22 protein-coding genes are annotated in these 23,362 nt (G+C 51.6%); 14 read left to right on the top strand and 8 right to left on the bottom strand.

What is annotated here, in order from left to right; genetic code table 11:
• Positions 1–54 precede the first annotated feature (54 nt).
• The 3 genes from Pan161_RS27845 to Pan161_RS27835 all read left to right on the top strand — a co-directional run bounded on the left by Pan161_RS27845 (position 55) and on the right by Pan161_RS27835 (position 2,016).
• The gene (locus tag Pan161_RS27845; RefSeq protein ID WP_145231997.1) at positions 55–747 is read left to right on the top strand and encodes a hypothetical protein; all 693 of its coding nucleotides are present in this window, start codon (positions 55–57) and stop codon (positions 745–747) included.
• A 68-nt stretch (positions 748–815) separates the two neighbouring features.
• On the top strand, positions 816–1,511 hold the full coding sequence (locus Pan161_RS27840) for a hypothetical protein (RefSeq protein WP_145231996.1): 696 nt from the start codon (positions 816–818) through the stop codon (positions 1,509–1,511).
• Between the two features lie 157 nt (positions 1,512–1,668).
• Positions 1,669–2,016, top strand: coding sequence for an amidohydrolase (locus Pan161_RS27835; RefSeq protein ID WP_145231995.1), 348 nt, complete (start codon positions 1,669–1,671; stop codon positions 2,014–2,016).
• Positions 2,017–2,058: 42 nt separating this feature from the next.
• On the opposite strand, the gene lepA is transcribed toward Pan161_RS27835, so the two are convergent.
• Complete coding sequence (gene lepA, locus Pan161_RS27830) at positions 2,059–3,867, bottom strand: translation elongation factor 4 (protein WP_145231994.1); 1,809 nt, start codon at positions 3,865–3,867, stop codon at positions 2,059–2,061.
• A 52-nt stretch (positions 3,868–3,919) separates the two neighbouring features.
• Positions 3,920–4,948 carry an ROK family protein gene (locus Pan161_RS27825; protein WP_145231993.1) on the bottom strand — a complete coding sequence of 343 codons (1,029 nt, stop codon included), beginning with the start codon at positions 4,946–4,948 and terminating at the stop codon, positions 3,920–3,922.
• A 457-nt stretch (positions 4,949–5,405) separates the two neighbouring features.
• Here Pan161_RS27825 and Pan161_RS27820 point away from each other — a divergent pair, with 457 nt between their 5' ends.
• Positions 5,406–6,878: a sulfatase-like hydrolase/transferase gene (locus Pan161_RS27820; protein ID WP_145231992.1), complete on the top strand. Its 1,473-nt coding sequence runs from the start codon at positions 5,406–5,408 to the stop codon at positions 6,876–6,878.
• Here Pan161_RS27820 and Pan161_RS30775 read toward each other — a convergent pair.
• A complete protein-coding gene (locus tag Pan161_RS30775) occupies positions 6,866–7,003 on the bottom strand; it encodes a hypothetical protein (RefSeq protein WP_197995565.1) in 138 nt (45 codons plus the stop codon). The two genes, Pan161_RS27820 and Pan161_RS30775, sit on opposite strands and share 13 nt — an antisense overlap.
• A gap of 101 nt (positions 7,004–7,104) precedes the next feature.
• Here Pan161_RS30775 and Pan161_RS27815 point away from each other — a divergent pair, with 101 nt between their 5' ends.
• The 10 genes from Pan161_RS27815 (at position 7,105) to Pan161_RS27770 (ending at position 17,498) form a co-directional block, all read left to right on the top strand.
• Positions 7,105–8,787: a family 16 glycoside hydrolase gene (locus Pan161_RS27815; protein WP_145231991.1), complete on the top strand. Its 1,683-nt coding sequence runs from the start codon at positions 7,105–7,107 to the stop codon at positions 8,785–8,787.
• A gap of 443 nt (positions 8,788–9,230) precedes the next feature.
• A complete protein-coding gene (locus Pan161_RS27810) occupies positions 9,231–10,577 on the top strand; it encodes a Na(+)-translocating NADH-quinone reductase subunit A (protein ID WP_145231990.1) in 1,347 nt (448 codons plus the stop codon).
• 220 nt (positions 10,578–10,797) lie between these two features.
• Positions 10,798–12,042, top strand: a complete 1,245-nt coding sequence (locus Pan161_RS27805; RefSeq protein WP_145231989.1) for an NADH:ubiquinone reductase (Na(+)-transporting) subunit B — start codon at positions 10,798–10,800, stop codon at positions 12,040–12,042.
• Positions 12,032–12,832 carry a Na(+)-translocating NADH-quinone reductase subunit C gene (locus Pan161_RS27800; protein WP_145231988.1) on the top strand — a complete coding sequence of 267 codons (801 nt, stop codon included), beginning with the start codon at positions 12,032–12,034 and terminating at the stop codon, positions 12,830–12,832. Before Pan161_RS27805 ends, Pan161_RS27800 begins: the two co-directional genes overlap by 11 nt.
• Positions 12,833–12,834: 2 nt before the next feature.
• Positions 12,835–13,458, top strand: coding sequence for an NADH:ubiquinone reductase (Na(+)-transporting) subunit D (locus Pan161_RS27795; RefSeq protein ID WP_145231987.1), 624 nt, complete (start codon positions 12,835–12,837; stop codon positions 13,456–13,458).
• A 1-nt stretch (position 13,459) separates the two neighbouring features.
• A complete protein-coding gene (nqrE, locus tag Pan161_RS27790; protein ID WP_145231986.1) occupies positions 13,460–14,071 on the top strand; it encodes an NADH:ubiquinone reductase (Na(+)-transporting) subunit E in 612 nt (203 codons plus the stop codon).
• A 45-nt stretch (positions 14,072–14,116) separates the two neighbouring features.
• A complete protein-coding gene (nqrF, locus tag Pan161_RS27785; RefSeq protein ID WP_145231985.1) occupies positions 14,117–15,340 on the top strand; it encodes an NADH:ubiquinone reductase (Na(+)-transporting) subunit F in 1,224 nt (407 codons plus the stop codon).
• Positions 15,327–16,406: an FAD:protein FMN transferase gene (locus Pan161_RS27780; protein WP_232103523.1), complete on the top strand. Its 1,080-nt coding sequence runs from the start codon at positions 15,327–15,329 to the stop codon at positions 16,404–16,406. Before nqrF ends, Pan161_RS27780 begins: the two co-directional genes overlap by 14 nt.
• Positions 16,403–16,636 (top strand): (Na+)-NQR maturation NqrM, encoded by a 234-nt coding sequence (nqrM, locus tag Pan161_RS27775; RefSeq protein WP_197995564.1) that lies wholly within the window; start codon positions 16,403–16,405, stop codon positions 16,634–16,636. Before Pan161_RS27780 ends, nqrM begins: the two co-directional genes overlap by 4 nt.
• A 262-nt stretch (positions 16,637–16,898) precedes the next feature.
• Entirely contained in the window at positions 16,899–17,498 is a 600-nt protein-coding gene (locus Pan161_RS27770) for an Hsp20/alpha crystallin family protein (RefSeq protein ID WP_145231984.1), read from the top strand.
• Between the two features lie 24 nt (positions 17,499–17,522).
• Here Pan161_RS27770 and Pan161_RS27765 read toward each other — a convergent pair whose 3' ends face one another.
• The 5 genes from Pan161_RS27765 to Pan161_RS27745 all read right to left on the bottom strand — a co-directional run bounded on the left by Pan161_RS27765 (position 17,523) and on the right by Pan161_RS27745 (position 23,344).
• Positions 17,523–18,884, bottom strand: coding sequence for an efflux RND transporter periplasmic adaptor subunit (locus Pan161_RS27765; protein ID WP_145231983.1), 1,362 nt, complete (start codon positions 18,882–18,884; stop codon positions 17,523–17,525).
• A gap of 2 nt (positions 18,885–18,886) precedes the next feature.
• On the bottom strand, positions 18,887–21,271 hold the full coding sequence (locus Pan161_RS27760) for an ABC transporter permease (RefSeq protein WP_145231982.1): 2,385 nt from the start codon (positions 21,269–21,271) through the stop codon (positions 18,887–18,889).
• Positions 21,271–22,023 carry an ABC transporter ATP-binding protein gene (locus tag Pan161_RS27755; RefSeq protein WP_145231981.1) on the bottom strand — a complete coding sequence of 251 codons (753 nt, stop codon included), beginning with the start codon at positions 22,021–22,023 and terminating at the stop codon, positions 21,271–21,273. The genes Pan161_RS27760 and Pan161_RS27755 overlap by 1 nt, the downstream gene beginning before the upstream one ends.
• A gap of 34 nt (positions 22,024–22,057) precedes the next feature.
• A complete protein-coding gene (locus Pan161_RS27750; RefSeq protein WP_145231980.1) occupies positions 22,058–22,357 on the bottom strand; it encodes a (2Fe-2S)-binding protein in 300 nt (99 codons plus the stop codon).
• A 96-nt stretch (positions 22,358–22,453) separates the two neighbouring features.
• Entirely contained in the window at positions 22,454–23,344 is an 891-nt protein-coding gene (locus Pan161_RS27745) for a DUF4974 domain-containing protein (RefSeq protein WP_145231979.1), read from the bottom strand.
• Between the last annotated feature and the right edge of the window lie 18 nt (positions 23,345–23,362).

Genomic DNA, 23,362 nt, shown 5'->3' with positions numbered 1-23,362 from the left:
AAAACGATCCAATCTCGAAACCTCTCTGCGGTTTAAGCCAAGGATGGCTGAAATATGCGAAATATTATGACGAACGACCACAAAAACTGGTTCCACCAGCGGTACTGCGCCGTCGTATTACTGCTGCTGGTTTCATTCAGTGTCAGCGGCTGTTCGCTGTATGTGATGGCGGGCAAAATGTTCTTTGGTGACCCGCTGATAACCTGCGAATTCACCAAACAGACTAAAATCGATCTGATCGAAGATCAGAAAAAAGTCCTGGTCGTCTGCTCGACCCCGGAATCGATTCGCTCCGATTATCCGTCGTTGAATTATGATCTGCTGGAGCAGGTAACGTACCGGCTGCGCCGCGAAAATATTAAAGTCATGGATACCGGGGAAGTCGCGACCTGGCTGGATGATAACGGCGGCGTCTGGAACGATGTCGATGAACTGGCTGAAAACTTTGATGTCGACTATATCATCCATGTCGACATTGACGAGTTTGATTATCGCGAACCAAACAGCCCCAATCTGTTAAGAGGCAAGGCATTCGGACATATCTCGGCGTACGAAGTCAATACTGTTGACGAAATCAAACGGGCGCTGGAAATCTTTGATGTGGAATACACGTCGGAGTTTCCCAGCCACATGCCCGTATCGATCGAACAGGAATCGGCAACGGTCTTCAGGAAAAAATATCTGGATCGGATTGCCGACCAGATTGGTCGCTTCTTCTATAATTATCATGCTGGCGATCCGATCTGAGATCTGATGGCAGGCGACTGTAGCTGAGATCACCAGAAACTAATTTCGGAGTTGTGAAGGATCACACGATGACAATTTTTTCGTATCAACAATCTGTAGTGAAACAGTTTTTTCAGACTATGACAAAGCTGGCACTGATTTGTGTACTCTGTACGACACTGACAGGCTGTAATTATTTTATTCTCATCGGTTATCTGATTGGTGGTCCCCCTTCGATCGAGCCCGACTTCGATGCTCAGACACAGAAGTCGTTAACGGGTAAAGATGTGACGGTTGCCATCGTCTGTTATGCCCCTCTTGAACTGCAGTATAATTTTGACGGGATCCACAACGATCTGGCGAAGTACACCACATTCCGCCTGCACAGTCACGGCGTCAAAGTCGTGAATCCGGATCGGATTCGTGCCTGGCTGGATGAGAATCCCGACTGGGACAAACCAGAAGAAATTGGCGAAGCGTTCGACGTGACTTATGTGATTCATGTCGAGCTGCATAAATACAGCCTGTATGAGGAAAACAGTTCTGATCTCTACCGCGGCCGTGCGGAAGGGATGGTCACTGTTTATGAAATGGATGAGGATGGTGAAGGCGAGAAACTTTACAGCAAGGAAATCACCTCGTTCTATCCGCTGCGGGCACCACGGGCGACCTCGGAAATTACGTTTTCCAAGTTCAAGAAAGAATATCTCTCACGCTTAAGTGACGAAATTGGCCGCCTGTTTTATGAGTACTACAACGGCGACGATTTCACACAGGCGATTTGAACGGGAAACTGTTTCAGGCCGAGACTTTCAATCCCGACTCTTGCAACTGATTCCGCGAACCGTTAATTTTCAAGGCGTAGCGCACGAACATACGATACCGCGTGTTGTTTCTCGTGCCATTGAAAATCGCGGTTGAGTTTCAGGGTAGTGATGCGAGATGTCTTTAAGTAAAGAGCAGGCCGTCGAACGCAGCCAGATTATTCTGTCGCATGCCTGGATGGTGCGGACGTTTGTCAAGCACAGCGAAGAAGTAGAAGACTTCCCGGAGTTGAGCCACATTGTCCGGGCTGTGTTCGATGCATCACGGGCTTTGGAAACACGCGTTGATGATCCCGCCGCTTACCTGAAAATGCTGAGGAAAAAAATCAGTAAGCTCCGCAAAGCGACTGATCAGTTAGCCATCGATGCGCCCGAAGCCTCTATGCATACGAACTTCGAGCAGGCCGTCATCTCGATGAAAGCCTGCACGAAAGAACTGGAAGAACTGCTTGAGCAAGTCGAATAAACTGCCGGGCAGGTGGAATAAACTACCCGAACGCTGCTCCGGTTATTCGTCCTTGGTGGCGTCGAGCACGGCCAGAAACGCTTTCTGTGGAATTTCGACCTGACCGAACTGCTTGAGTCGCTTCTTGCCCTCTTTCTGTTTTTCCCACAATTTTCGCTTACGTGTGATATCACCGCCATAACATTTCGCGGTCACGTTCTTTTTCAGCGCTTTGATTGTTTCGCGGGCGATGATCTTTCCGCCGATGGCGGCCTGGATCGGGATTTCAAACTGATGCTTGGAGATCTCTTCCTTCAGGCGTTTCACCAGTGCCCGACCGCGGCGTTCCGACTGCGAACGGTGTACGATGGTTGATAACGCGTCGACTTTTTCGCTTTTGACGAGGATGTCCATCTTCACCAGGTCAGCCGATCGGAAGCCGAGGATTTCATAATCCATCGTTCCATAGCCACGGGTCGCGCTCTTCAAGCGGTCGTACATATCGTACACAATCTCTGCGAGAGGCAATTCATAAATCAGCTGCGCGCGATTCGTTCCCAGGTACTCTGTGTTTTTATAGATGCCACGTCGATCCGCACACAGCTGCATCATCGTGCCGATGTTTTCAGCTGGCAGAATAAATGTAACCAGCACAACCGGTTCACGGAATTCTTTGATGCGGCTGGCATCGGGAACATCCTGCGGATTATCGATCAGCACAATATTGCCGTTCTGTTCCAGGATTTGATAGGTCACGTTCGGCGCGGTCTGCAACAGGTCGATATTGAATTCCTGCTCCAGTCGCTGCTGAATGATTTCCATATGCAGCATGCCCAGGAAGCCACAGCGGAAGCCGAAACCCAGCGCATCACTGGTTTCCGGGACGAAGCTGAAACTGGCGTCATTCAGGCTCAGTTTTGATAATTCGTCCCGCAGCTTTTCGAAGTCGGTCGCTTCAATCGGGTACATGCCGCAGAACACCATCTGTTGCGGTTTCTGATAACCGGGCAGCGGTGCTTCGGGAAGATTCCGCGGATTGGCGATCGTGTCGCCTACGTGCACGTTATCAAGTTCTTTCGCGCCGCTGACGAGGTAGCCTACCTGGCCTGGCCCCAGTGATTTGACCGCTTTCATATGAGGAGTGAACTGGCCGATGTCGATAATATCCAGCTTCGTACCACCCCGCATGAGAACAACGGTCTGCCCTTTTTCAATCGTTCCCTGCACCACGCGCACATAGGTGACCACGCCACGATAATGGTCGTACTTGCTGTCAAACACCAGTGCTTTAAGTGGTCCATCCGCCAGTCCATCGGGGGGGGGAATGCGTTCGACGATCGCATCCAGAACTTCTTTGACGCCAATACCGGTTTTGGCGCTTACCATCAGCGCGTCGGAGGGGTCCAGCCCGATCACGGTTTCGACTTCTTCCAGCACTTCATCAATGCGGGTGACCGGCAGGTCGATTTTATTGACCACCGGAATGATTGTCAGGTTGGCATTGATGCTGGCGTAAGCGTTCGCCACGGTCTGTGCCTGCACACCCTGGAAGGCATCGACCAGCAGCAGCGCCCCTTCGCAGGCCGCCAGGCTGCGGGAGACTTCGTAATGGAAGTCCACATGGCCGGGCGTGTCGATCAGGTTAAGTTCGTACTTCTCCCCTTTGTATTCGTAGTAGATCACAACCGTGCGTGCTTTCACGGTAATTCCGCGTTCCTTTTCAATCTGCAGGTCGTCCAGGATCTGTGCTTTGAATTCGCGTTGCGTGATGGCGCCGGTCTGCAGCAGTAACTGATCGGCGAGCGTACTCTTTCCATGATCGATGTGAGCAACGATCGAAAAGTTTCGAATCAGACGGGGCTCTGTAGCCATAAATGGAATCTCGTTTTCTTATGAAAGACAATCCGGGACAGTTCAGTCCGGATCAGTTTTTATCGTTCGTTTCTTCTTTGCGACAGGCCAGCCGGGCACAGCCGGCGACACCAATGTAACCTGCATCGGAGCCTAGTTCTGCAAAGTCGATGATCGTGTTTTCGTAGGGGACCTTGAAGGCCCGCTGTCTGGCTTCTTCTCGAATTCGCTGCATGAAGCGTTGTCCGAGTTCAGAATCCCTGCCTCCGAATGTGACGGCACCGCCAAACAGGATCATGTCCGGGTCAATCGTATGCATGAGCGTAGTCGTTCCCACGCCCAGGCACATCGCCGATTCCATGATCAATTCCATAGCCAGTTCGTCCTCCTGTTCCGCTGCCTGTGAGATCAGCAGGGGAGACAGTTTCTTTCCCCCTTCGATCATCGAGCGGAGCAGTGAGCTGCGGCCTGCATCCAATAGTTCCTGGCAGTGACGTACCAGCGATTTGCCGCCAGAGTACGCTTCCAGCGTTCCATATTGTCCCGAATCACACAATCGCCCGTCGGTCATCTGAATAATCATATGCCCGCATTCACCCCCGTGGGAGTGACGGCCTTCAATAATCATCTCATCGATAATAATACCACAACCGACGCCCGTGCCCAGAGTCCAGAGCACCAGGCTGCGTGCCTCTCGGGCGCCGCCAATCCAGTATTCGCCGTAAGCGGCGGCATTGGCATCATTTTGATAGATCGTCTTTTTTCCGGAATAGTGATCACTGACGGTCTGGCGGATCGGAAAACCTTTCCAGGTGGGCAGGTTGGGAGGATCAACCAGTTTACCGCCGGGGATGTCCTGTGTTCCCGGAGTGGCAATACCGATGGCTTTGATATCATCCATCGTAAACTGACAGTCTGACAGCACATCCGTGATTGCCTGGTAGATGTTCTTCAGCCCGGCTTCAACCCCTTTGTCGACATGCGTTTTCGTCTTACAGAATGCCAGGGAATTTCCAGCATCATCGACGATGCCGACTTTGATATTCGTCCCACCAATATCAACGCCGACAAAATAAGGACTATTGTGTTTTGTCGGGTTCATGTTGGGTCGTGTTCCTCTGTTCTGTTTTGGTATAGGGATGCAGTCGATTCAGATGATCAGGAGTTACGCGGGAGTCATTCCTCAATAATTGTCTCCGGACGCAACACGATCCTGCTTTGACAGGGAGCACACGAAGTCAGGTCAGAGGAAGGTCAGCTGCACACCGGGAAGTATAGCCGAGCAGACCGGAATGATGCAATCAAGAAGCGATCAAAACAGACTTTCCACTGCGTCATTTTGGGACAGGAGTCATTGTGTTTCCGGAAAGTGGATCCAAAATTCTGACGGGTCGAGGCTGACTTTTCCTCAGCAGGTAGCCTGACTGCGTTCCAGGAACTTTCAGGAAATTCCCGTTGCAGGGACCAAAATTCCTTGGCGCCCCCCTTGATTTGGGACAGGATGAAATGGTTGAGTCCTGCCCGCATTCCACGAAACAACTTCATCTCCGAGGCCTGAAATGAAATTTCAACTTCGATTCTTCACGCTCCTGCTGGTTTGCTGTTTGATGGGGCTGGGTTCCCTGCTGCATGCCGCGGAGTCAAGTTCCTCAAAACCAAATATCATCTTATGTATGACCGATGACCAGGGCTGGGGCGAAACCGGCTTTATGGGGCATCCGATTCTGAAAACACCCCATCTGGATGATATGGCTGCCAGCAGCCTGCGACTGGACCGTTTTTACGCGGCTGCTCCGGTTTGTTCCCCCACGCGAGGCAGTTTCCTGACCGGCAGACACCCCAACCGCCTGGCCTGCTTCAGCTGGGGACATACCCTCAGGCCGCAAGAGGTCACCGTCGCCGAAGCAGTGAAATCAGTCGGTTACACCACCGGTCATTTTGGCAAATGGCATCTGGGTTCCGTTCAGGCGAACAGCCCGGTTTCACCCGGGAACAGTGGATTTGATGAATGGGTTTCCAGCCCTAACTTTTACGAAAACGATCCTTATATGAGCCATAATGGCGTCGTCAAACAGCTTAAAGGGGAAAGCTCACACGTAACCGTCGACGCGGCGTTGGATTTCATTAAACAGGCTGACAAAGACAAAAAACCGTTTCTGGCAGTGATCTGGTTTGGGAATCCGCATACGCCTCATGAAGCGGTCCCCGAGTTGAAGGACCTCTATCCAGACCAGAAACCCAACTTCCAGAACTATTTTGGTGAAATCAGCGGCGTGGATCGAGCCATGGGACATTTACGGGGTCAACTCAGAGATCTGGGACTGGCGGAAAATACTCTGCTTTGGTTTACCAGCGATAACGGCCCGCGGCCACCGCAGTTCAAAACCGAAGCGGCACGCGCTCAGGCGACCGGGGGACTGGCAGGATTCAAAGGAAACCTCTGGGAAGGGGGGATCCGCGTGCCTTCCCTGATCGAATGGCCGGCCGTTATCAAAAAGCCAGAGGTCTCGAATGTGCCCTGCGGAACGATTGATATTTATCCCACCGTACTGGCCATTACCGGAGCCAAAGTTTCGCATCAGCCGCAGCTGGATGGAGTCAGTCTGCTTCCTTTGATAGAAGGTCAGATGACCGCGCGAGACAAGCCGATGGGTTTCTGGACCTATCCGGCGAAAGGGCACCCCAAACGCAGTACTGACATATTATTAGCGCTGCAGAAGCAGCAGAAGCCGGGGCAACCGAACCCCAAAGGATCCGCGCCGGATGCAGACGCCGGCAGTCTCAAGACGCATTATTCCAAAGACGAGTTGCCAGGCGCTGCTGCACTGGTAGACGGCAATTTCAAATTATTGAAAATGGAAACCAAACAGGGGAAACCCAAATACACACTCTATGATCTGGTGAAGGATCCTGCAGAAAAACAGGATCTGTCCCAGGTGGATCCCCAGAGGCTGAAGAAGATGAAAGCAGCTTTAACAGGCTGGCAGCATTCGGTCGTCGACAGTTTGAACGGCAAAGATTACGCCGACTGATCGGCTTGCCAGCGTGGATTGGCCTGGACTTCGGAGGGAGAAACACGGTTTTTTCCCTCCCAGTCGGTTTGTTTGATTGCATTTGCGGCGTTGAGTCTGCAATAATCGAATTTATAAACATTCATAAGGAAATCGAGAGCGGACTCATCTTATTTTAATATTGCGAGTCTGTTTTACCTGCCAGTTTCCCTGACCGCTTACCTGTCACACTTGATTGAGGAACATTATGAACTCAGGATCTATCATGCGGCTATTGAGCCGATCGCTATTTTCAATACTCTTACTGGCGGTTGTCTGCTCGGGGCCGTTAACCGCCGCTGAATCGAAAAAAGAGTTAAAGGCCGGCATCATTGGCCTGGATACCTCGCATGTGATCGCGTTTACGAAATTGCTGAATACGGGAACTCCCGAAGGTGATCTGGCGGGCATTCGTGTGGTCGCCGCTTACCCCAAAGGCAGCCCGGACATCGCATCCAGCGTTGATCGGGTTCCCGGATACATCGAACAGGTCAAAGAGATGGGCGTGGAAATTGTGCCTTCCATTGATGAACTGTTGAAGAAGGTCGATGTGGTATTTCTGGAAACCAACGATGGTCGTCCTCACCTCGAACAGGCGATTCCCGTGTTGCAGGCAGGCAAGCCCCTCTTCATTGATAAGCCGGTTGCCGGATCGCTCGCAGATGCCATCGCGTTGTATGAATTGTCTAAGAAATATAATACGCCGATGTTTTCTTCTTCTTCACTGCGATTTGCCAAAGGGGCACAGCGTCTGAGAAACGGAGAAGAAGGCAAGATTACCAAATGCAGTACACACAGTCCCTGCTCACTGGAGGCGACACACCCCGATCTGTTCTGGTACGGAATTCATGGCGTCGAAACCCTGTTTACCGTAATGGGGCCCGGCTGCCAGTCTGTCAAACGTACCGTCAGCAACGCCGACCGCGATGAAGTGGCCGGCAAGTGGGCTGGCGGACGGGAAGGTCATTTCGCTGGCGTTCGCAAAGGGACTCCCAAAGGTTATGGCGGAACTGCTGTGGGAAAAAATGGTGAAGTCGCAGTAGGTGGATACGATGGATATAAGCCTTTGCTGGTAGAGATTGCCAAGTTTTTCCGTTCCGGCAAAGCTCCTGTCAGTCCCGAGGAAACACTCGAGATTTACAGCTTCATGGAAGCTGCCGATGAAAGTAAACGCCAGGGAGGAGCCGAAGTCACACTGGCCAGCGTCTATGAAAAAGCCGAAAAAGAAGCACACACCAAACTGGCGAAGCTGGATCTGGCAGATGCAGGCGACAGTGCTTCCGACAACACCCTGACCGCTGCTGAAAAAGAAGCGGGCTGGAAACTGTTGTTCAATGGTAAAGATTATTCAGGCTGGAAATGTAATAACGGCAAACCGATTGCGGCTCCCATTGAAGATGGCGCCCTGGTGCCTTACAAATCAGGCGGTTATCTGATCGTGTATGACAAGCCCTTCGCCGATTTCAAATTCAAATGCGATGTAAAGATGCCGGAAGAATGCAACTCGGGGATTTTCTTTCGGGTGGGTGATCTCAAAAATCCGGTCCAGACCGGTTTTGAGGCACAGGTACTCACAGGAGACGGAACTGGCACGCACGACTTCGGTGCGATCTATGACCTGGTTGCTCCTTCCGTGAACCGTGCCAGCAAGCCGGGTGAGTGGACGAATCTCGAGATAACCTGTAAAGGGCCACATGTCTCCGTCTCTGTCAATGGCAAGGTCGTTGCGAAGCTGAATGCAGACGAATGGACCGAACCGGGTAAAAGACTCGATGGTTCTGCGCACAAATTCAAAGACGCCGTCAAAGACTTCCCTCGCAAAGGTTATCTGGGATTTCAGGATCACGGGCATAAAGTCTGGTATAAAAATGTAAAGTTGCTCGAGCTGTAAGCCGAGATTAAGAACAGTAAGAAATAACAGCAGTTACCCGCCACCTGAAAGCGCCGATACTTTCAGGTGGTTTTTTTATTCAGGCCACGAGGCTCCTGAGGGTGGTCTGATTTCCCAGTGGGACCAGTGAAGGGGGAAATGAGCGCTCCCCTTACTGGTTCTCACTAATGGGAATCAAAGTAAAAGTTGTGAGTTTAAACTATGAATCGAAATATTCTGATGCAGAATCGAAAATGATCTATTTTGTACCTTGCTTTCACTACAAAAAAGGGGGGATCTGTGTAAAATAGCCGCGAATTATGGGGCAACCAGAGGTGTTGCGCCTATAAAGATGAAGAGAACAACAGAATGTCTGTCGTGTTTTGAACAGCGTTCAGATGGTTTTTTAAACCACATCAGGCGAGTCAAACGAGAAAACTCGTGATATTCAGGTTCATAATTCAATGATTACTATTAAAAAAGGGCTGGATCTGCCAATCGCAGGCGTGCCTTCTGCTTTGATCGAAAACGGGCCGTTAGTTCGATCAGTTGCTCTGATTGGCCCTGATTATATTGGTATGAAACCCACACTGGTTGTTGAAGTGGGTGACACCGTCAAAAAAGGCCAGCTACTTTTCAGCGATAAAAAGACTGAGGGTGTGCTCTATACCGCGCCGGTTGCCGGGAAGGTCACCGAAATCAATCGGGGTGCCAAACGCTCCTTTCAGTCAATGGTCATTGAGGTGGAAGGTGACGGAGAAGAGACTTTCACTTCATATGGCGATATTGATCTCACCAGCCTGACACGCGAACAGGTGCAGGATAATCTGCTGAAATCCGGTCTGTGGCCCAGTCTGCGAACCCGGCCTTACAGCCGTGTTCCGTCGCCGGAAACAACACCACATTCCATTTTTGTGACTGCGATCGACACCAACCCGCTGGCACCGCCTCCTGAAGTGGTATTGAGTGAAGAACCCCGGGCATTCACGCAGGGCCTGCAGGTTTTGAAGTCTCTGACCGCAGGTAAGCTGTATCTCTGTAAGGCCCCCGGAACGAATCTGCCTGGTGTAGATCAGGATTTTGTGACCGTTGAAGAATTTGGTGGCCCTCATCCTGCAGGTCTGGTTGGCACACATATTCACTTCCTGGATCCCGTCAGCGAAAAGAAAACCGTCTGGTACATTAACTATCAGGACGTGATTGCGATTGGAAAACTGTTTGCCACCGGAAAGCTTTCTTCCGAACGTGTGGTCTCAATTGCAGGTCCCGTTGTGAAAGAGCCAAAACTGGTCAGAACCGTTGTCGGTGCCAGCATTGCCGATCTGACTGAAGGTAATCTGGAAGGCGATATGGATCGCCTGATTTCGGGGTCTGCACTTTCCGGACGTACAGCAGAGGGACCGTTTGCATATCTCAGTCGTTATGCTTTGCAGGTGACCGCGCTCAAAGAAGGCACACATCGGGACTTTTTGGGATGGATGGGGCCCGGCTTTAACAAGTTTTCTGTCGTTCCCGTGTTCGCGTCGTCCTGGATCGGGCAGGGCAAAAAGGTTGCGTTCACCACATCTACCGAAGGCAGTAAGCGAGCCATGATTCCCATCGGGACTTATGAAAAAGTGATGCCTCTGGATATCCTGCCAACTTTCCTCCTGCGTGCTTTGATTACAGACGATACCGAACAGGCAAAACAGCTGGGCTGCCTGGAGCTTGATGAAGAAGACCTGTCGTTATGCACGTTTGTCTGCCCAGGCAAATACAACTACGGGTCATTATTGCGTAAGAGTTTGACAACGATTGAAATTGAAGGCTAAGTCCAGATCTCCCCGGGAAGGGGCCGTCAGGACTGGGATGAGCTGGCCTTCAGGTGAGTGACTGTTTGCCTGATCGATAAAAAATTATTGAAAGACGTAAACCCCAGTTGTCATGTGTGAAGCCAGTTCGCTTCTTTTGACAATCGATAAATAGTCAATGCCGGTGGTGTCCTGGCAGACTGTGTTTCGGGGGCATCAAACAAGAAAGATAAACCACGAAATGAAGCCGTTACGAAATCTTCTTGATAAAGTACACCCCCTCTTCGATAAAGGGGGTAAGTTCGAGAAGCTTTACCCACTCTATGAAGCGCAAGATACGTTTCTGTATACTCCGGGTGAAGTGACCCACGAAGCATCACATGTGCGTGATTCGATCGATCTGAAACGCATGATGAGTATGGTGATCGTGGCCTTGCTCCCGTGTGTCTTTATGGCGCTGTACAACACGGGCTATCAGGCAAATGCGGCGATGAGTGCCATGGGAATTGACACGGTACCCGGCTGGCGTGGCTCCATCATGTCAGCGATCGGCGTGGCTCCCGCGGCCAGCAGCCTGGTTTCCAACCTGGTTCACGGTGCCCTCTACTTCCTGCCGGTCTATATTGTCTGTATGGCCGTCGGTGGTGCCTGGGAAGGCCTGTTCTGTATCATTCGCCGCCATGAAATCAACGAAGGCTTCCTGGTCACCGGGATGTTGTTTCCGCTGACGCTGCCTCCGACAATTCCGCTCTGGCAGGTCGCTTTGGGCATCAGCTTTGGTGTGGTCGTCGGTAAAGAGATCTTCGGGGGAACCGGTAAGAACTTCCTCAACCCGGCATTAACCGCACGTGCGTTTTTATACTTCGCTTATCCGGCTCAGATTGTGGGAGACACTGTCTGGACCGCCGTCGATGGCTTCAGTGGTGCCACTTCACTTGGCCAGATGGCAGTCGCGACTCCCGAAGTGGGCATGAAAGCGGTGACCGATTCAGTCGCTGATGGTGGGCTGGGAATCTCCTGGATGCAGGCCTTCATGGGACAGATTCAGGGCTCGATGGGAGAAACTTCCACATTTGCCTGCCTGCTGGGCGCCGTTTTCCTGATTCTGGCTGGTATCGGATCCTGGCGGGTGATGGCAGGCGTGCTCGTTGGTTCAATGGGTCTCTCACTGCTGCTGTATATGATCGGCAGTAATACAAATGCCATGTTCGCGATGCCGCCACAATGGCATCTGGTGGTTGGAGGACTGGCCTTTGGTCTGGTCTTTATGGCAACTGATCCGGTATCCGCAGCGATGACCGATATCGGTCGCTGGTATTATGGAATTTTGATTGGTGGTATGACGATCCTGGTTCGGGTTGTCAATCCGGCGTATCCAGAGGGTATTATGCTGGCCATTCTGTTCGGGAATGTCTTTGCACCTCTGATTGACTACTACGTTGTTCAAGCAAACATTAAAAGAAGGTTGGCGCGAAATGTCGCGTGATTCAATAGGATTCACATTTATGGTGTCGGCCGCATTATGTGTGGTCTGTTCAATTCTCGTTTCCGGGGCCGCGGTCGGATTGCGCGGTCGCCAGGATCTGAATAAAGAAAATGAGCGTAAAAAAAACATTCTCTCCGCAGCCGGTCTGATTAAGCCCGGGGATGGAGCTGATGTTCGAAAAATTTACGATGAGCGGGTCAAAGGCATTATTGTCGATCTGAACACTGGTGAAGTCGTCACTGACGACAAAGCCCTGTTTCCTGATCCGCAAGAATATGACCAGAAGGCCGCTGCCGATAATCCCAAGATGAGTATGAAACTGGATTCCGCGCAGGATCTGGCCGGTATTAAACGCCGCGAAAACTATTCCTGGGTGTATCTCATCAATGATGAGAATGGAAAACTGTCACAATATGTATTGCCGATTCGGGGCAAGGGGCTCTGGTCAACACTCTGGGGCTTTCTGGCTCTTGAAACAGACCTGTCTACTGTCGCCGGTCTGACCTTCTATGAGCATGGCGAAACACCGGGGTTGGGTGGTGAAGTCGATAACCCCAAGTGGAAATCACAATGGATTGGCAAAGAAGCCTACCAGAACGACTTTCAGCCTGATCTCGAAGTGATTAAGGGAACGGTTAATCCGGAGTCTCCAAATGCCATTCATGAAGTCGATGGCCTGTCCGGAGCGACAATTACTTCGCGCGGCGTCACACACCTGCTGGAGTTCTGGCTGGGTGATTTAGGGTTTAAGCCTTATCTCGAACGCGTTCGAGAAAAGGAGGAAAAATAACAATGAATTCAAAACAAAAAGATGTCCTGATCGGGCCCATTTTGAATAACAATCCCATTGCTTTGCAGATTCTGGGAATCTGTTCAGCTTTAGCGGTGACTACCAAAATGGAAACGGCTCTGGTGATGAGTATTGCGGTCACTCTGGTGACGGCCTGCTCGAATGCGGCGGTCGCTTCGATTCGACTGCAGATCCCCAGCAGCATCCGGATCATCGTGCAGATGACCGTCATCGCGTCGCTGGTGATTCTGGTCGACCAGTTCCTGAAAGCATTCGCGTTCGGAATCAGCAAGCAGCTCTCTGTGTTCGTCGGCCTGATTATCACCAACTGTATCGTAATGGGTCGTGCTGAAGGTTTCGCGATGAAAAACGAACCCGGCATCAGCTTTCTGGACGGGATCGGCAACGGCCTGGGTTATTCAGCAGTCCTGATGCTGGTGGCCTTCTTCCGCGAACTCTTCGGTTCCGGTAGCCTGTTTGGAATTCAACTTTTGAAACTAAGTCGTGACGGTGGCTGGTATGATGCCAATGGCCTGATGTTACTGCCCCCCAGCGCATTTTTTATTATCGGTTTTGCAATCTGGATTCTCAGAACAATGAAGACCGAACAGATGGAGGAGGCATAACATGTGGGAACATTATCTGAGCCTGTTTATTAAATGTCTCTTTGTTGAGAATCTGGCTTTGGCCTTCTTCCTCGGGATGTGTACCTTCCTGGCGGTTTCCAAAAACGTAAAAACGGCTTTGGGATTGGGGATCGCTGTGGTTGTGATTCAGACCATCACCGTGCCCGTCAATAATATCATCTTTCAGCATCTGCTGAAGAAAGGGGCGCTGGCCTGGGCCGGTTATCCGAATGTGGACCTGACGTTTGTCGGTCTGATCTGCTATATCGGCGTGATTGCGGCAATGGTGCAGATCCTGGAAATGACTCTGGACCGCTACTTTCCGGCACTTTACAACTCACTGGGGATTTTCCTCCCGCTGATTACCGTGAACTGTGCGATCCTGGGGGGGACCCTGTTCATGGTTGAGCGGGACTACAACTTCCCTGAAAGCTGCGTGTTTGGTTTTGGTTCCGGTGTCGGCTGGGCACTGGCGATTGTGGCACTCGCAGGCATTCGCGAAAAACTGAAATACAGTGACGTACCACCGGGATTACGCGGACTGGGTATTACGTTTATTACCGTGGGCCTGATGGCAATGGCCTTTATGGCATTCTCCGGTATCCAACTGTAAGACTTCACTAGATTACTGACTTTTTAGAGCGGTCAACGTTTCATCATGGTTATAGAAATTCTCTTTGGCGTTATTATGTTCACGGGCATCGTGCTTGCCCTGGTCGCCATTATTCTGATTGCAAAATCAAAGCTGGTGGCCTCCGGGAATGTCACGATCACGGTCAATGAGCAGAAAAAGATTGAAGTCCCCGCGGGTGGAAAACTTTTAAATGCGCTGGCTGAAAATCAGATCTTTGTGTCCTCGGCCTGTGGCGGTGGTGGAACCTGTGCCCAGTGTGAAGTGAAAGTTCTACACGGTGGCGGCGATATTCTGGCCACCGAACGGTCCCACTTCAATAACCGTGAAGTCCGCGAAGGTTGCCGCCTTTCCTGTCAGGTGCCAGTCAAGACAGACATGGATATCGAAGTACCACCTGAAGTCTTCGAAACCAAAAAGTGGGTCTGCAAAGTCAAATCCAATGACAACGTTGCCACGTTCATTAAAGAACTGGTACTGGAACTACCCGAAGGCGAAGACGTTGCCTTTAAAGCTGGCGGGTTCATCCAGATCGAAGCACCGCCGCATCATCTGAAATACAGTGAATTTGATATTCCTGATGAATACAAAGAGGACTGGGATAAGTTCAATCTGTGGCGTTTTGAATCCAAAGTGGATGATGAAACGATTCGCGCCTATTCCATGGCCAACTATCCCGGCGAAAAAGGGATCATCATGTTGAACGTGCGTGTCGCTTCCCCGCCACCACGCTCACCCGATGGCACACCTCCTGGTAAAATGTCTTCCTATATCTTCAATTTAAAGCCCGGTGATGAAGTGACGATTTCCGGTCCTTACGGGGAATTCTTCATCGCAGACACCGAAGCCGAAATGATCTACATCGGTGGTGGTGCCGGTATGGCTCCGCTGCGATCGCATATCTACGAACTCTTCAAAGAACGCAAAACGCACCGGAAAGTCTCTTACTGGTATGGTGCCCGCAGTATGCGGGAAATGTTCTATGAAGATGAGTTCCGCGCAATTGAAAAAGAATTTCCGAACTTCAAAATGCACATCGCGCTTTCTGATCCGATGCCGGAAGATAACTGGACCGGACTGGAAGGATTCATTCACCAGGTACTCCTCAATGAATATCTGAGCAAACATCCTGCACCGGAAGACTGTGAATACTACATCTGTGGTCCGCCAATGATGCTTTCCGCTGTACGAAACATGCTGGATGATCTGGGTGTTGAACCCGAGAACATCAGATACGATGACTTCGGTTAAGACGAAATCCGTTCCGGTCTGGCATCTCACACTGTTGCTGCTGTTATGTACAACAGGCGTGGCCTGCCAATCCGAGCAGAACGCGTCCGCCTCCAAATCGCTGCAGAAATTACAGATCGAGGGGCCCACCATGGGGACCTCGTATCATATTACGGTCTGCTCAGATACTGCTGATGTCGTCGACAAACAACAGATCCAGCAGGACGTCGATCAGCTGCTGAAAACGGTCAATCAGCAGATGTCGACATATATCAAAACGTCGGAACTGTCACAGTTTAATCAGGCCACCGCGGATGAGTGGTTACCTGTTTCTGCGGCGCTGGTACAAGTCGTGAATGCCGGGCTGAAACTCAGCGAAGACAGTGACGGTGCCTTTGATATGACAGTGGGACCGCTGGTCAATTTATGGCACTTCGGCCCTGATCCGGGGAAGAGAACCATACCGGAAAAGAGTCAAATCGAAGCAGCGCGCAAGAGTGTGGGGTATCACCATATTCAGACGCAGCATCAACCGCCGACGTTGAAGAAGACGATTCCGGACGTGTACCTCGATCTGTCAGCGATCGCCAAAGGATATGCCGTCGATGAAGTAGGCGAATATCTGGAATCGAAGTCAATTGAGAACTATCTGGTCGAAATCGGCGGCGAAATGCGATCCCGCGGGATCAATCAGCAGGGCCAACCCTGGAAAGTCGGGATTGAGAAGCCGATCAGCGAACAACGGGTCGTGCAGCATGTCTTCCCGCTGGACAACCTGTCGATGGCGACTTCCGGCAACTATCGCAATTTTTTTGAAGTGGATGGCGTCAGCTATTCCCATACCATTGATCCCCGCACGGGGCAACCGGTCAAACATGCCCTGGCTTCGGTGACCGTCGTCGGGGAAAATTGCATGAACTGTGATGCCCTTGCAACTTGCCTGATGGTATTAGGGGGCGAAGAGGGGTATAATTGGTGTGCAGAACGGAAAATCGCCGCTTATTTCATTGTGAAAACCGAAACCGGCTTCAGGGAGCGATACTCCCCGCAGTGGCAACACATATTTGGAGAGGTAAACGAAAAATGATGTCTACAGTCCTGTTTGCTCTCGGTATCTTTGCGATCGCTTTTCTGGGGATGGCTGTCGGCGTGATTTTCAGTAACCGCTGTATCAAAGGCTCCTGTGGCGGTATTGCCAACCTCGAAGGTATGGATGGCTGTTCCGAATGCGGAGGCTGCTCAATCGCAGATAAAAAACAGAAACAGGCCGACCAGATGTCTGCCGCTGGTTCCTGTCCCAGCGACGAAGAGAAGTAACCATTCTTCTGGGGACTTCGCGCCTGCTTAAGGCAGTCTGACAGAGTCAGTTCCTTCTTTCGATTACGACACTTTGACGTGTTTTCTGTGCTGCTTGTGACTTTCGCCGGGAAAATTTCAAGATTTCCACTGGCAGAGCGAATCAGATGTGAGACAATACAGGCAGCGGTGCAGCATGCTTTATGTCTGAGTCAGCATCCACTGCAAATATACAGTGTATTCAAAAATAAACGAGACCATAAGTTCTCGAGAGGAGCCAGCGATGTCGATGGACGATCAACAGCCCGAACCCGTGCATGTTTCTACAGAAGAAGCGACCTGCTCTACGGAAGAAGCCTGCGAACAGACGCAGCAGCAGACAGAGTCGCGAGCTGATCAGAGCCGGAAATCTGAGTCTTCAGGGATCCCCAATTCCATTGATCGACTCCGCTCCGAATTCGACAAACTGCTGGGCGTTGCCGTTGAGCAGGGGGAACGTGCGTTGGATAAACTGGGACTGTTTGGCAACGAAGCAGTCTGGATGCCGCGTGTGGATATCCTGGAACTGGAGGATGAGGTGCAGGTTTCCTTTGATCTGCCGGGCGTGACAGCCGAAGAAATCAACATCACACTGGCTGGCAATATGCTGACGATTACAGGCAGCCGCAGTACGGGAACGACCACCACCGCCGGGCAGACAGTTCGCATCAGTGAGCGTCCTTCCGGTCAGTTTCGTCGATCGGTTCCCATGCCGGTTGCCGTCGATCCGGATAAAGTGACTGCCTCGGTACAGAATGGTATCCTGAGTGTCGTGCTGGAAAAGTCATCCACTGAAAAACCGCGACAGATTCCCATCAGCAGTGCCGCCGGCACCGGATTTTAATCGGGCTTTCGTGGTGAGGTGTTCTTATAGCTCCCTGATGACCTGCGGCTCGACGGATTCTCCCGGCTGCAGGTTCATACTGGGGGCGATAATTACTCGTTCTCCTGACTGAATGCCCTTTTCGATTTCGGCGTCAAAATCGTTCATCACGCCGGTCTTTACATCGGTTAGAATCGCTTTGTTGTTGCGCACCACGTACGCCTGCCACTGACCGGAAGCATTGCGAAACAGTGCCGACCGGGAAACTTTGACGACATCCTGTTTAATTTCCGTGTAGATTTTCACCCGAACCCGATAATCGGTGCCCAGGCTCCGCTGCTGTTCTTTCAACTGCTTCCACAAGCTCTGGTCAAAGCTGACGATCACTTTCACGCGCTGCTGTTCGACTCCCAGCGAAGAGACTTTGGTAAAGCCTTTGGGATAGATCCGTTTGACTTTGCCACGCACGGACTGCTTGCCGATTGCGGGGCCTTCAATATCGACGAGTGAGCCGATCTGAATGTCTCCGACGTACTGTGAAAGGACATCCACCTCGACTTCCAGATCCTGCAGACGTCCGATTTCGAGTAAAATATCACCGGCGGCAAGTGTGCGTTCGTTGGAATAGTTTCTCGTCAGGATCGTCCCGTCCACCGGGCTGCGCATCGTCGCCCGTTTCTGATCGCGCAGCAGTTGATCCAGTTGGGACTGCGCTTCTTTTTGTTCTTCCTGCAGAACTGCCGTCGAGAGTTCTTTTTTCTCTTTGTATTTCAGAATCGAGATCTTGCCGATCTGCATCGCGCTCTGGATGGCCTGCAGGGAGCGCCAGGTTAAGATGTCTTTCTGATAGTCGATTTCACTCTGTTTTTTAAACAGGTCGGCTTCATTGAGCTCGCTTTCCGACAGTGCACTTCTCTTGAAGAGCTGATATTTGCGGTCGAATTCATCCCGGGCGTACTGCCATTTGGCTTTACTGGCATCCTGCTGTTTACTGGCGGCTTCCACGGTCAGATCCATCGACTTCAGGAATTCATCAAACTGCACCAGCGAGTTATCTTCCAGTCGCGTATCAGACTGCTCGACGATCTTCCGCGCGAACTGCTCCACACGATACTGGGCTTTGGCTACTTCCGCATCCAGGTCGGACGTATCCATGGAGGCCACGATCTGGCCTTCAGAAACTTTTTCATCTTCTTCCACGGTGATGGGTAACACGCGACCGTTTAAAGGCATGGCGATGCGATAGATGCGGGGCAGGCTGGTCTTGGCCCGTTCCTCAATGAAGGCCTTGACTTCACCCGTTTCAGCAACAGTCACATCCACCGGTAGCGGCGCATCGGAGAGGAGATACAAGGCTCCCAGTCCGATGAGCAGGACCACTGTGATGATAATAGATTTGCGGGACATGTTTATTCCTTTACATTGAGCGCGGTGAGCCAGTCCATGTTACGGATGGCTTTCTGCACCGGCCAGTGTGAGATCAGCGTGAAAATTATTCCCAACAGAACCGTATAAACCCAACTCATGGCGTCGATGGTAAAAGGCATCCGAAACAGTTCCGTATCATAAGCGATGTTAATGCCTTTTGATGCCCAGTAACCGGCGGGCAACCCTAACAGAATTCCAGGCAGGTTCACACTAAAACTTTCTCTCAGAAAAATCGAACCGACTTCCGCGGGAGTATAACCCAGCACACGCAGCGTGGCGATTTCCTGCTGTCGTTCTGAAAGTGAGATGAGAGAGGCATTCAGGATGCTGCCGAAGAAAATCAGGCACGAAAACACGATGACAACTACGATCATCACAATCATCTGATCCACGAGCACTTCCTGCAGTTTCTCTTTCTGATCGCGAATGGAAGTAACCGACTGAATGGCGGGAATCTGTTTGACCTGTCGATAAATCTGTCGGGTGACCGCCGGGCGGGGATCCGTCTTCAACTGCACGCTGGTCAGGGTCCGGGTTTCCCCCATCACTCGATTCAGGTAATCAAAGTTCGCATAAACGGAAAGTCCCAGGTAACTGTCGATGATTTTCATGACGGGTACCTGCCTGGCGATACGATCGCCGGTGACGGGAATCATTTCCAGGGAGTCCCCCGCCTGAATCTTTAGAATGTCGGCCAGTTTGCGTGTGACCAGAATTCCTGTCTCTGGAACTTCGACGCGGTTGCCCGCGGTATCGCGAGGAATTGTCAACTGAGCGGTCCGTGTGATGCCAGTGATGCCGGCCTTCTTTTCGTGGATCCCGTTTTTGAGCGTACAACCAATATGGAATAGAGGCTCAGCATAATCGACGCCGGCCAGCTGCTGTGATTCAAACAGGGCAGCATAGTCATGATCGTCTTTGAAACTGAGATCGATGTCGCTCAACAGCAGTTTGTCATATTGAAAATTGAGTAGCGCAAAGGCAGAGTCGTACATGGAAAAAGTCACCAGCAGCAGCATGGCACCGACCGTTGCTGAAAGTAGACCTCCCAGTGTTCGCGTGCGATTGCGAAAGATGTCGCGCAGCACGAGTTGCCAGCGAAAGTCGAGCGCGTTCCAGAATGCATGGATTTTTTCCAGTAAAATCCGCCGGGCCCGCAGGGGAGGTTTGGGCCGCATCGCTTCCGCCGGTGAAAGTCGCACGACCGAACGGACGCCGCGAAATGTTCCCAGCACGGCAAAGAAGATGCTGATCAGCATGCCCAGCAGAATGACTCGCGGGTACATCTGGTTGACCAGAGAAGGGAATTCAAAGAAGTTACGATACTGAGCTGTCATCGCGCCGGCCAGCGAATAGCCGATCAGGATTCCCAGCAGGCCGCCCGCGATTCCGATCAGCAGTCCAAACTGGATGAAGTGCAGGAAGATTTCCTGGTTGGAATAGCCCAGCGCTTTCAGGGTCCCCACGATGGTCCGCTGCTGTTCTGCCATGCGGGACATTAACAGGTTCAGCGCCAGGGCAGCGACAATCAGGAAGATGGTGGGCAGGATCGTTGCACTGACTTTGAGCCCATCAATTTCACTTTTGAGAAACCAGTGGGATGACTGCTGTGCCAATGGCGTTGTGGAGAATACGCCGTAGTCGTCGAGATTCAGTTCCAACTGGTCGAGAATCAGACGGACCCGATCCGGGCTTTGAAACTCGGGCGCCAGGTGCCCCAGAATCTGATTGGCGGCACCTTGAAAGCCAAATACATCTTCTGCGTATTCATGTTTCAGGTAAAACACGCCGTAGGTTTCTGGTTCCGGAACCAGCCCCCCCGGTCCGATCAGGTAGACGAATTCCGAACTGATGGCGGTGCCGACAATCAGCAGGTCTTGCAGGCGATTGTTCAGAATCAGCTGAATATGGTCACCCGGATGCAGATTGTGGGCGCGGGCGAATGCATCATTGACGATGACTTCTTCCTGACGCTGATCGGTGAAATAGCCGCCCTGCTTGATCACAATGCGATTAATCGGTGCGTTTTCGTGGGCAGGCAGGGAGACCGCCTGTCCGGAGAGTGGTTTTTCGACACCTTCCAGGGAAGCGGTGACTTCAAACACAATACGAGGCAGAATACTGGTTACGCCGGGCACATCAGTCAGTGTGGCCAGATCACCCACGGGAACTTTTTTCAGCTCGACCGAGAAGTCGGCCATCTGGCAGAGTCGATAATAGCTCTGGCGGGAGTACTCAAGATTGTCATAGGTTGACGACATGGCGATAAAGCAACCGATGCCAACGGCAATGATGCTGATGATCGCGACCAGCACACCTTTGGCCGCGAACAACTCCCGCATTAATTTTCGATGCAGAACTTTCATTACCAGGTGACCTGATTTGCCGGAATGGGCTGTGGATTGATGCTGGTTTCAGCAATGGTACCGGAACCGATGCGAATCACACGTTGTGCCATTTTCCCGATGGCGGAGTTGTGAGTAATAATGACGACAGTCTTGCCCAGCTCCCGATTCAGATTACCAAGCACTTCCAGAATCTTGCGACCCGTTGAAAGATCGAGTGCCCCCGTGGGTTCGTCGCACAACAGCAGTTCCGGTTTTTTGACCAGCGCGCGGGCAATCGCAACCCGCTGCTGTTCACCGCCTGAGAGCTGTGCGGGGAAATGATTGGCCCGATCCGCCAGTCCAACCAGTTCCAGCGCGTCGTCAGGTGACATGGGATCGGCACTGATATCGGCTGCCACAATCACGTTTTCCCGTGCCGTCAGAGTGGGGACCAGGTTGTAGAATTGAAAGACAAAACCGATATTTTCGCGGCGATAACGTGTCAGCTGCTGCTCACTGAATTCGGAAAGATTCTGCTGCTGAAAAAAGACGTCACCTGTCGTAGAGACATCGATGCCTCCCACGATATTTAACAGCGTGCTTTTACCAGAACCCGAAGGGCCGACGATCACCAGAAATTCACCGGCGAGAATATCGAGATCGACATTGTGTAACACGGGGACAGAGACATCGCCCGTGACATAAGTTTTGGAGATGGATTTCAGGGAGAGCAGGATAGAACGCTCTTGATTTTGCAGAGAAGGGAGTGCGTCGGTATCAGAAGCCGCCATGTTGTGATCTCGAAGCAGTAGAGGTTAAATGCGATTATCTGGCAGGGGGTTTCCCTTTTCCGCTTTCAATGTACTGGTCTCGTTGCCGCGCGTATTCTTCTGCTGAGATGACTTCCGTTTCGTTCGATGACAATTCACCTGCTTCGGAGAGATCCGATTTCTCATATTCGGCGAAGTAGCGCTTCAGGTAAGGAACACACCAGCCACAGCCGGTACCGGCACCCCCACAGTCACTTAGCTGACTGGCACGCCGCGGACGATGAATCCGCAGGTGATTGATGATTTTTCGTTTACTGATATGAAAACAGTAACAGACTTTGTCGTCGAGTTTCACGATAGATACTAATTTCGTATGAGCCGGCAACCCGGTTCAGTTAAAAGCGGAGACGCGATCGACCAAAAAGGATACGACCAGCGTCAGGTGGTTCATTCAGGGTGCAGCAGCCCTCTCTATGTAAATCTTATTTGATTTCACTGTAAATGTCAGGGCTACTTCGCTCAATATCTGCTCTAATAAATGTGAGAGCGTTGTGTTTTTGCTGGAAAGCGTGATCGGGGTTTCCAGCAGACGTGGGTCGTTTTTGACATTGGCTGCCAGATTGAACTCGGTATCGAGCATTTCCTCAAATTGAGAGATCATTGTCTTCAGGGGAATTTCATCCGTCTGGCGAAATTCCAGGATGGGTATCTGTAATGCGAGTGTCACATCCGTCTGAGGAGCCGCGGGCGGAGCGGCAGGTTGCGGCTTTGACGCGATCAGTGGAGGCAGGTTCTCCGGTTTGACAGCGACTAAAACCTGGTGTTCGGCTGAAGCGTCGGCTGGTTGCGCTGGAGCTATCTGTTCTGGCAGATTCGGATTATTCTTTACCGGCAACTCAGGAACAGCTTCAGCAACCGGTGACTCAACTGCCGGGATCGCAGTGGTTTCTGTCTCTGCGGCGGCAGGAACGGTTTCTGTCTCCCGTTGCTGATTGACTGCGATTACAGCGGCAGGCTGATCATCGAATATGATCAGCAATATCAGGACCAGGGCGCCGGTACCCGCGACAAGCCAGGCCATCAGTACGGGGCTCGCCAAAAGATATGAGCCACCTTTCTGCAGCTGCTTCCAGGTAGTGCGAGCTTTGATTTTCAGTGGCGAAGGGCCCGCGGGTTCGGGCTCCGGCTCGATAATGGAAACGGCGAGTTCGCCATCCGGGGTCGACGTTAAGCGGAGTTGCTGCTGGCAGTCGGGGCAGGGAAAAGTAGTGCCTTCAATCTGCCTGTTGCGCATGCGAAGTGCGGTCTGGCAGTGAGGGCATTGAAAGGTGGTGATATCCATCAGCAATCACCTGTGACG

Origin of the sequence: Gimesia algae (genome assembly GCF_007746795.1) — a bacterium.
GTDB classification, from domain to species: domain Bacteria; phylum Planctomycetota; class Planctomycetia; order Planctomycetales; family Planctomycetaceae; genus Gimesia; species Gimesia algae.
Note: the sequence above shows the minus strand (reverse complement) of the source record. Positions and strands in the feature narration are given on the sequence as shown.

Bases quoted from the DNA above. Each gene is read 5' to 3' on its own strand.
- Pan161_RS27845 (WP_145231997.1), top strand. From the start codon at position 55: ATGCGAAATATTATGACGAACGACCACAAAAACTGGTTCCACCAGCGG.
- Pan161_RS27840 (WP_145231996.1), top strand. From the start codon at position 816: ATGACAATTTTTTCGTATCAACAATCTGTAGTGAAACAGTTTTTTCAG.
- Pan161_RS27835 (WP_145231995.1), top strand. From the start codon at position 1,669: ATGTCTTTAAGTAAAGAGCAGGCCGTCGAACGCAGCCAGATTATTCTG.
- lepA (WP_145231994.1), bottom strand. From the start codon at position 3,867: ATGGCTACAGAGCCCCGTCTGATTCGAAACTTTTCGATCGTTGCTCAC.
- Pan161_RS27825 (WP_145231993.1), bottom strand. From the start codon at position 4,948: ATGAACCCGACAAAACACAATAGTCCTTATTTTGTCGGCGTTGATATT.
- Pan161_RS27820 (WP_145231992.1), top strand. From the start codon at position 5,406: ATGAAATTTCAACTTCGATTCTTCACGCTCCTGCTGGTTTGCTGTTTG.
- Pan161_RS30775 (WP_197995565.1), bottom strand. From the start codon at position 7,003: ATGAATGTTTATAAATTCGATTATTGCAGACTCAACGCCGCAAATGCA.
- Pan161_RS27815 (WP_145231991.1), top strand. From the start codon at position 7,105: ATGAACTCAGGATCTATCATGCGGCTATTGAGCCGATCGCTATTTTCA.
- Pan161_RS27810 (WP_145231990.1), top strand. From the start codon at position 9,231: ATGATTACTATTAAAAAAGGGCTGGATCTGCCAATCGCAGGCGTGCCT.
- Pan161_RS27805 (WP_145231989.1), top strand. From the start codon at position 10,798: ATGAAGCCGTTACGAAATCTTCTTGATAAAGTACACCCCCTCTTCGAT.
- Pan161_RS27800 (WP_145231988.1), top strand. From the start codon at position 12,032: ATGTCGCGTGATTCAATAGGATTCACATTTATGGTGTCGGCCGCATTA.
- Pan161_RS27795 (WP_145231987.1), top strand. From the start codon at position 12,835: ATGAATTCAAAACAAAAAGATGTCCTGATCGGGCCCATTTTGAATAAC.
- nqrE (WP_145231986.1), top strand. From the start codon at position 13,460: ATGTGGGAACATTATCTGAGCCTGTTTATTAAATGTCTCTTTGTTGAG.
- nqrF (WP_145231985.1), top strand. From the start codon at position 14,117: ATGGTTATAGAAATTCTCTTTGGCGTTATTATGTTCACGGGCATCGTG.
- Pan161_RS27780 (WP_232103523.1), top strand. From the start codon at position 15,327: ATGACTTCGGTTAAGACGAAATCCGTTCCGGTCTGGCATCTCACACTG.
- nqrM (WP_197995564.1), top strand. From the start codon at position 16,403: ATGATGTCTACAGTCCTGTTTGCTCTCGGTATCTTTGCGATCGCTTTT.
- Pan161_RS27770 (WP_145231984.1), top strand. From the start codon at position 16,899: ATGTCGATGGACGATCAACAGCCCGAACCCGTGCATGTTTCTACAGAA.
- Pan161_RS27765 (WP_145231983.1), bottom strand. From the start codon at position 18,884: ATGTCCCGCAAATCTATTATCATCACAGTGGTCCTGCTCATCGGACTG.
- Pan161_RS27760 (WP_145231982.1), bottom strand. From the start codon at position 21,271: ATGAAAGTTCTGCATCGAAAATTAATGCGGGAGTTGTTCGCGGCCAAA.
- Pan161_RS27755 (WP_145231981.1), bottom strand. From the start codon at position 22,023: ATGGCGGCTTCTGATACCGACGCACTCCCTTCTCTGCAAAATCAAGAG.
- Pan161_RS27745 (WP_145231979.1), bottom strand. From the start codon at position 23,344: ATGGATATCACCACCTTTCAATGCCCTCACTGCCAGACCGCACTTCGC.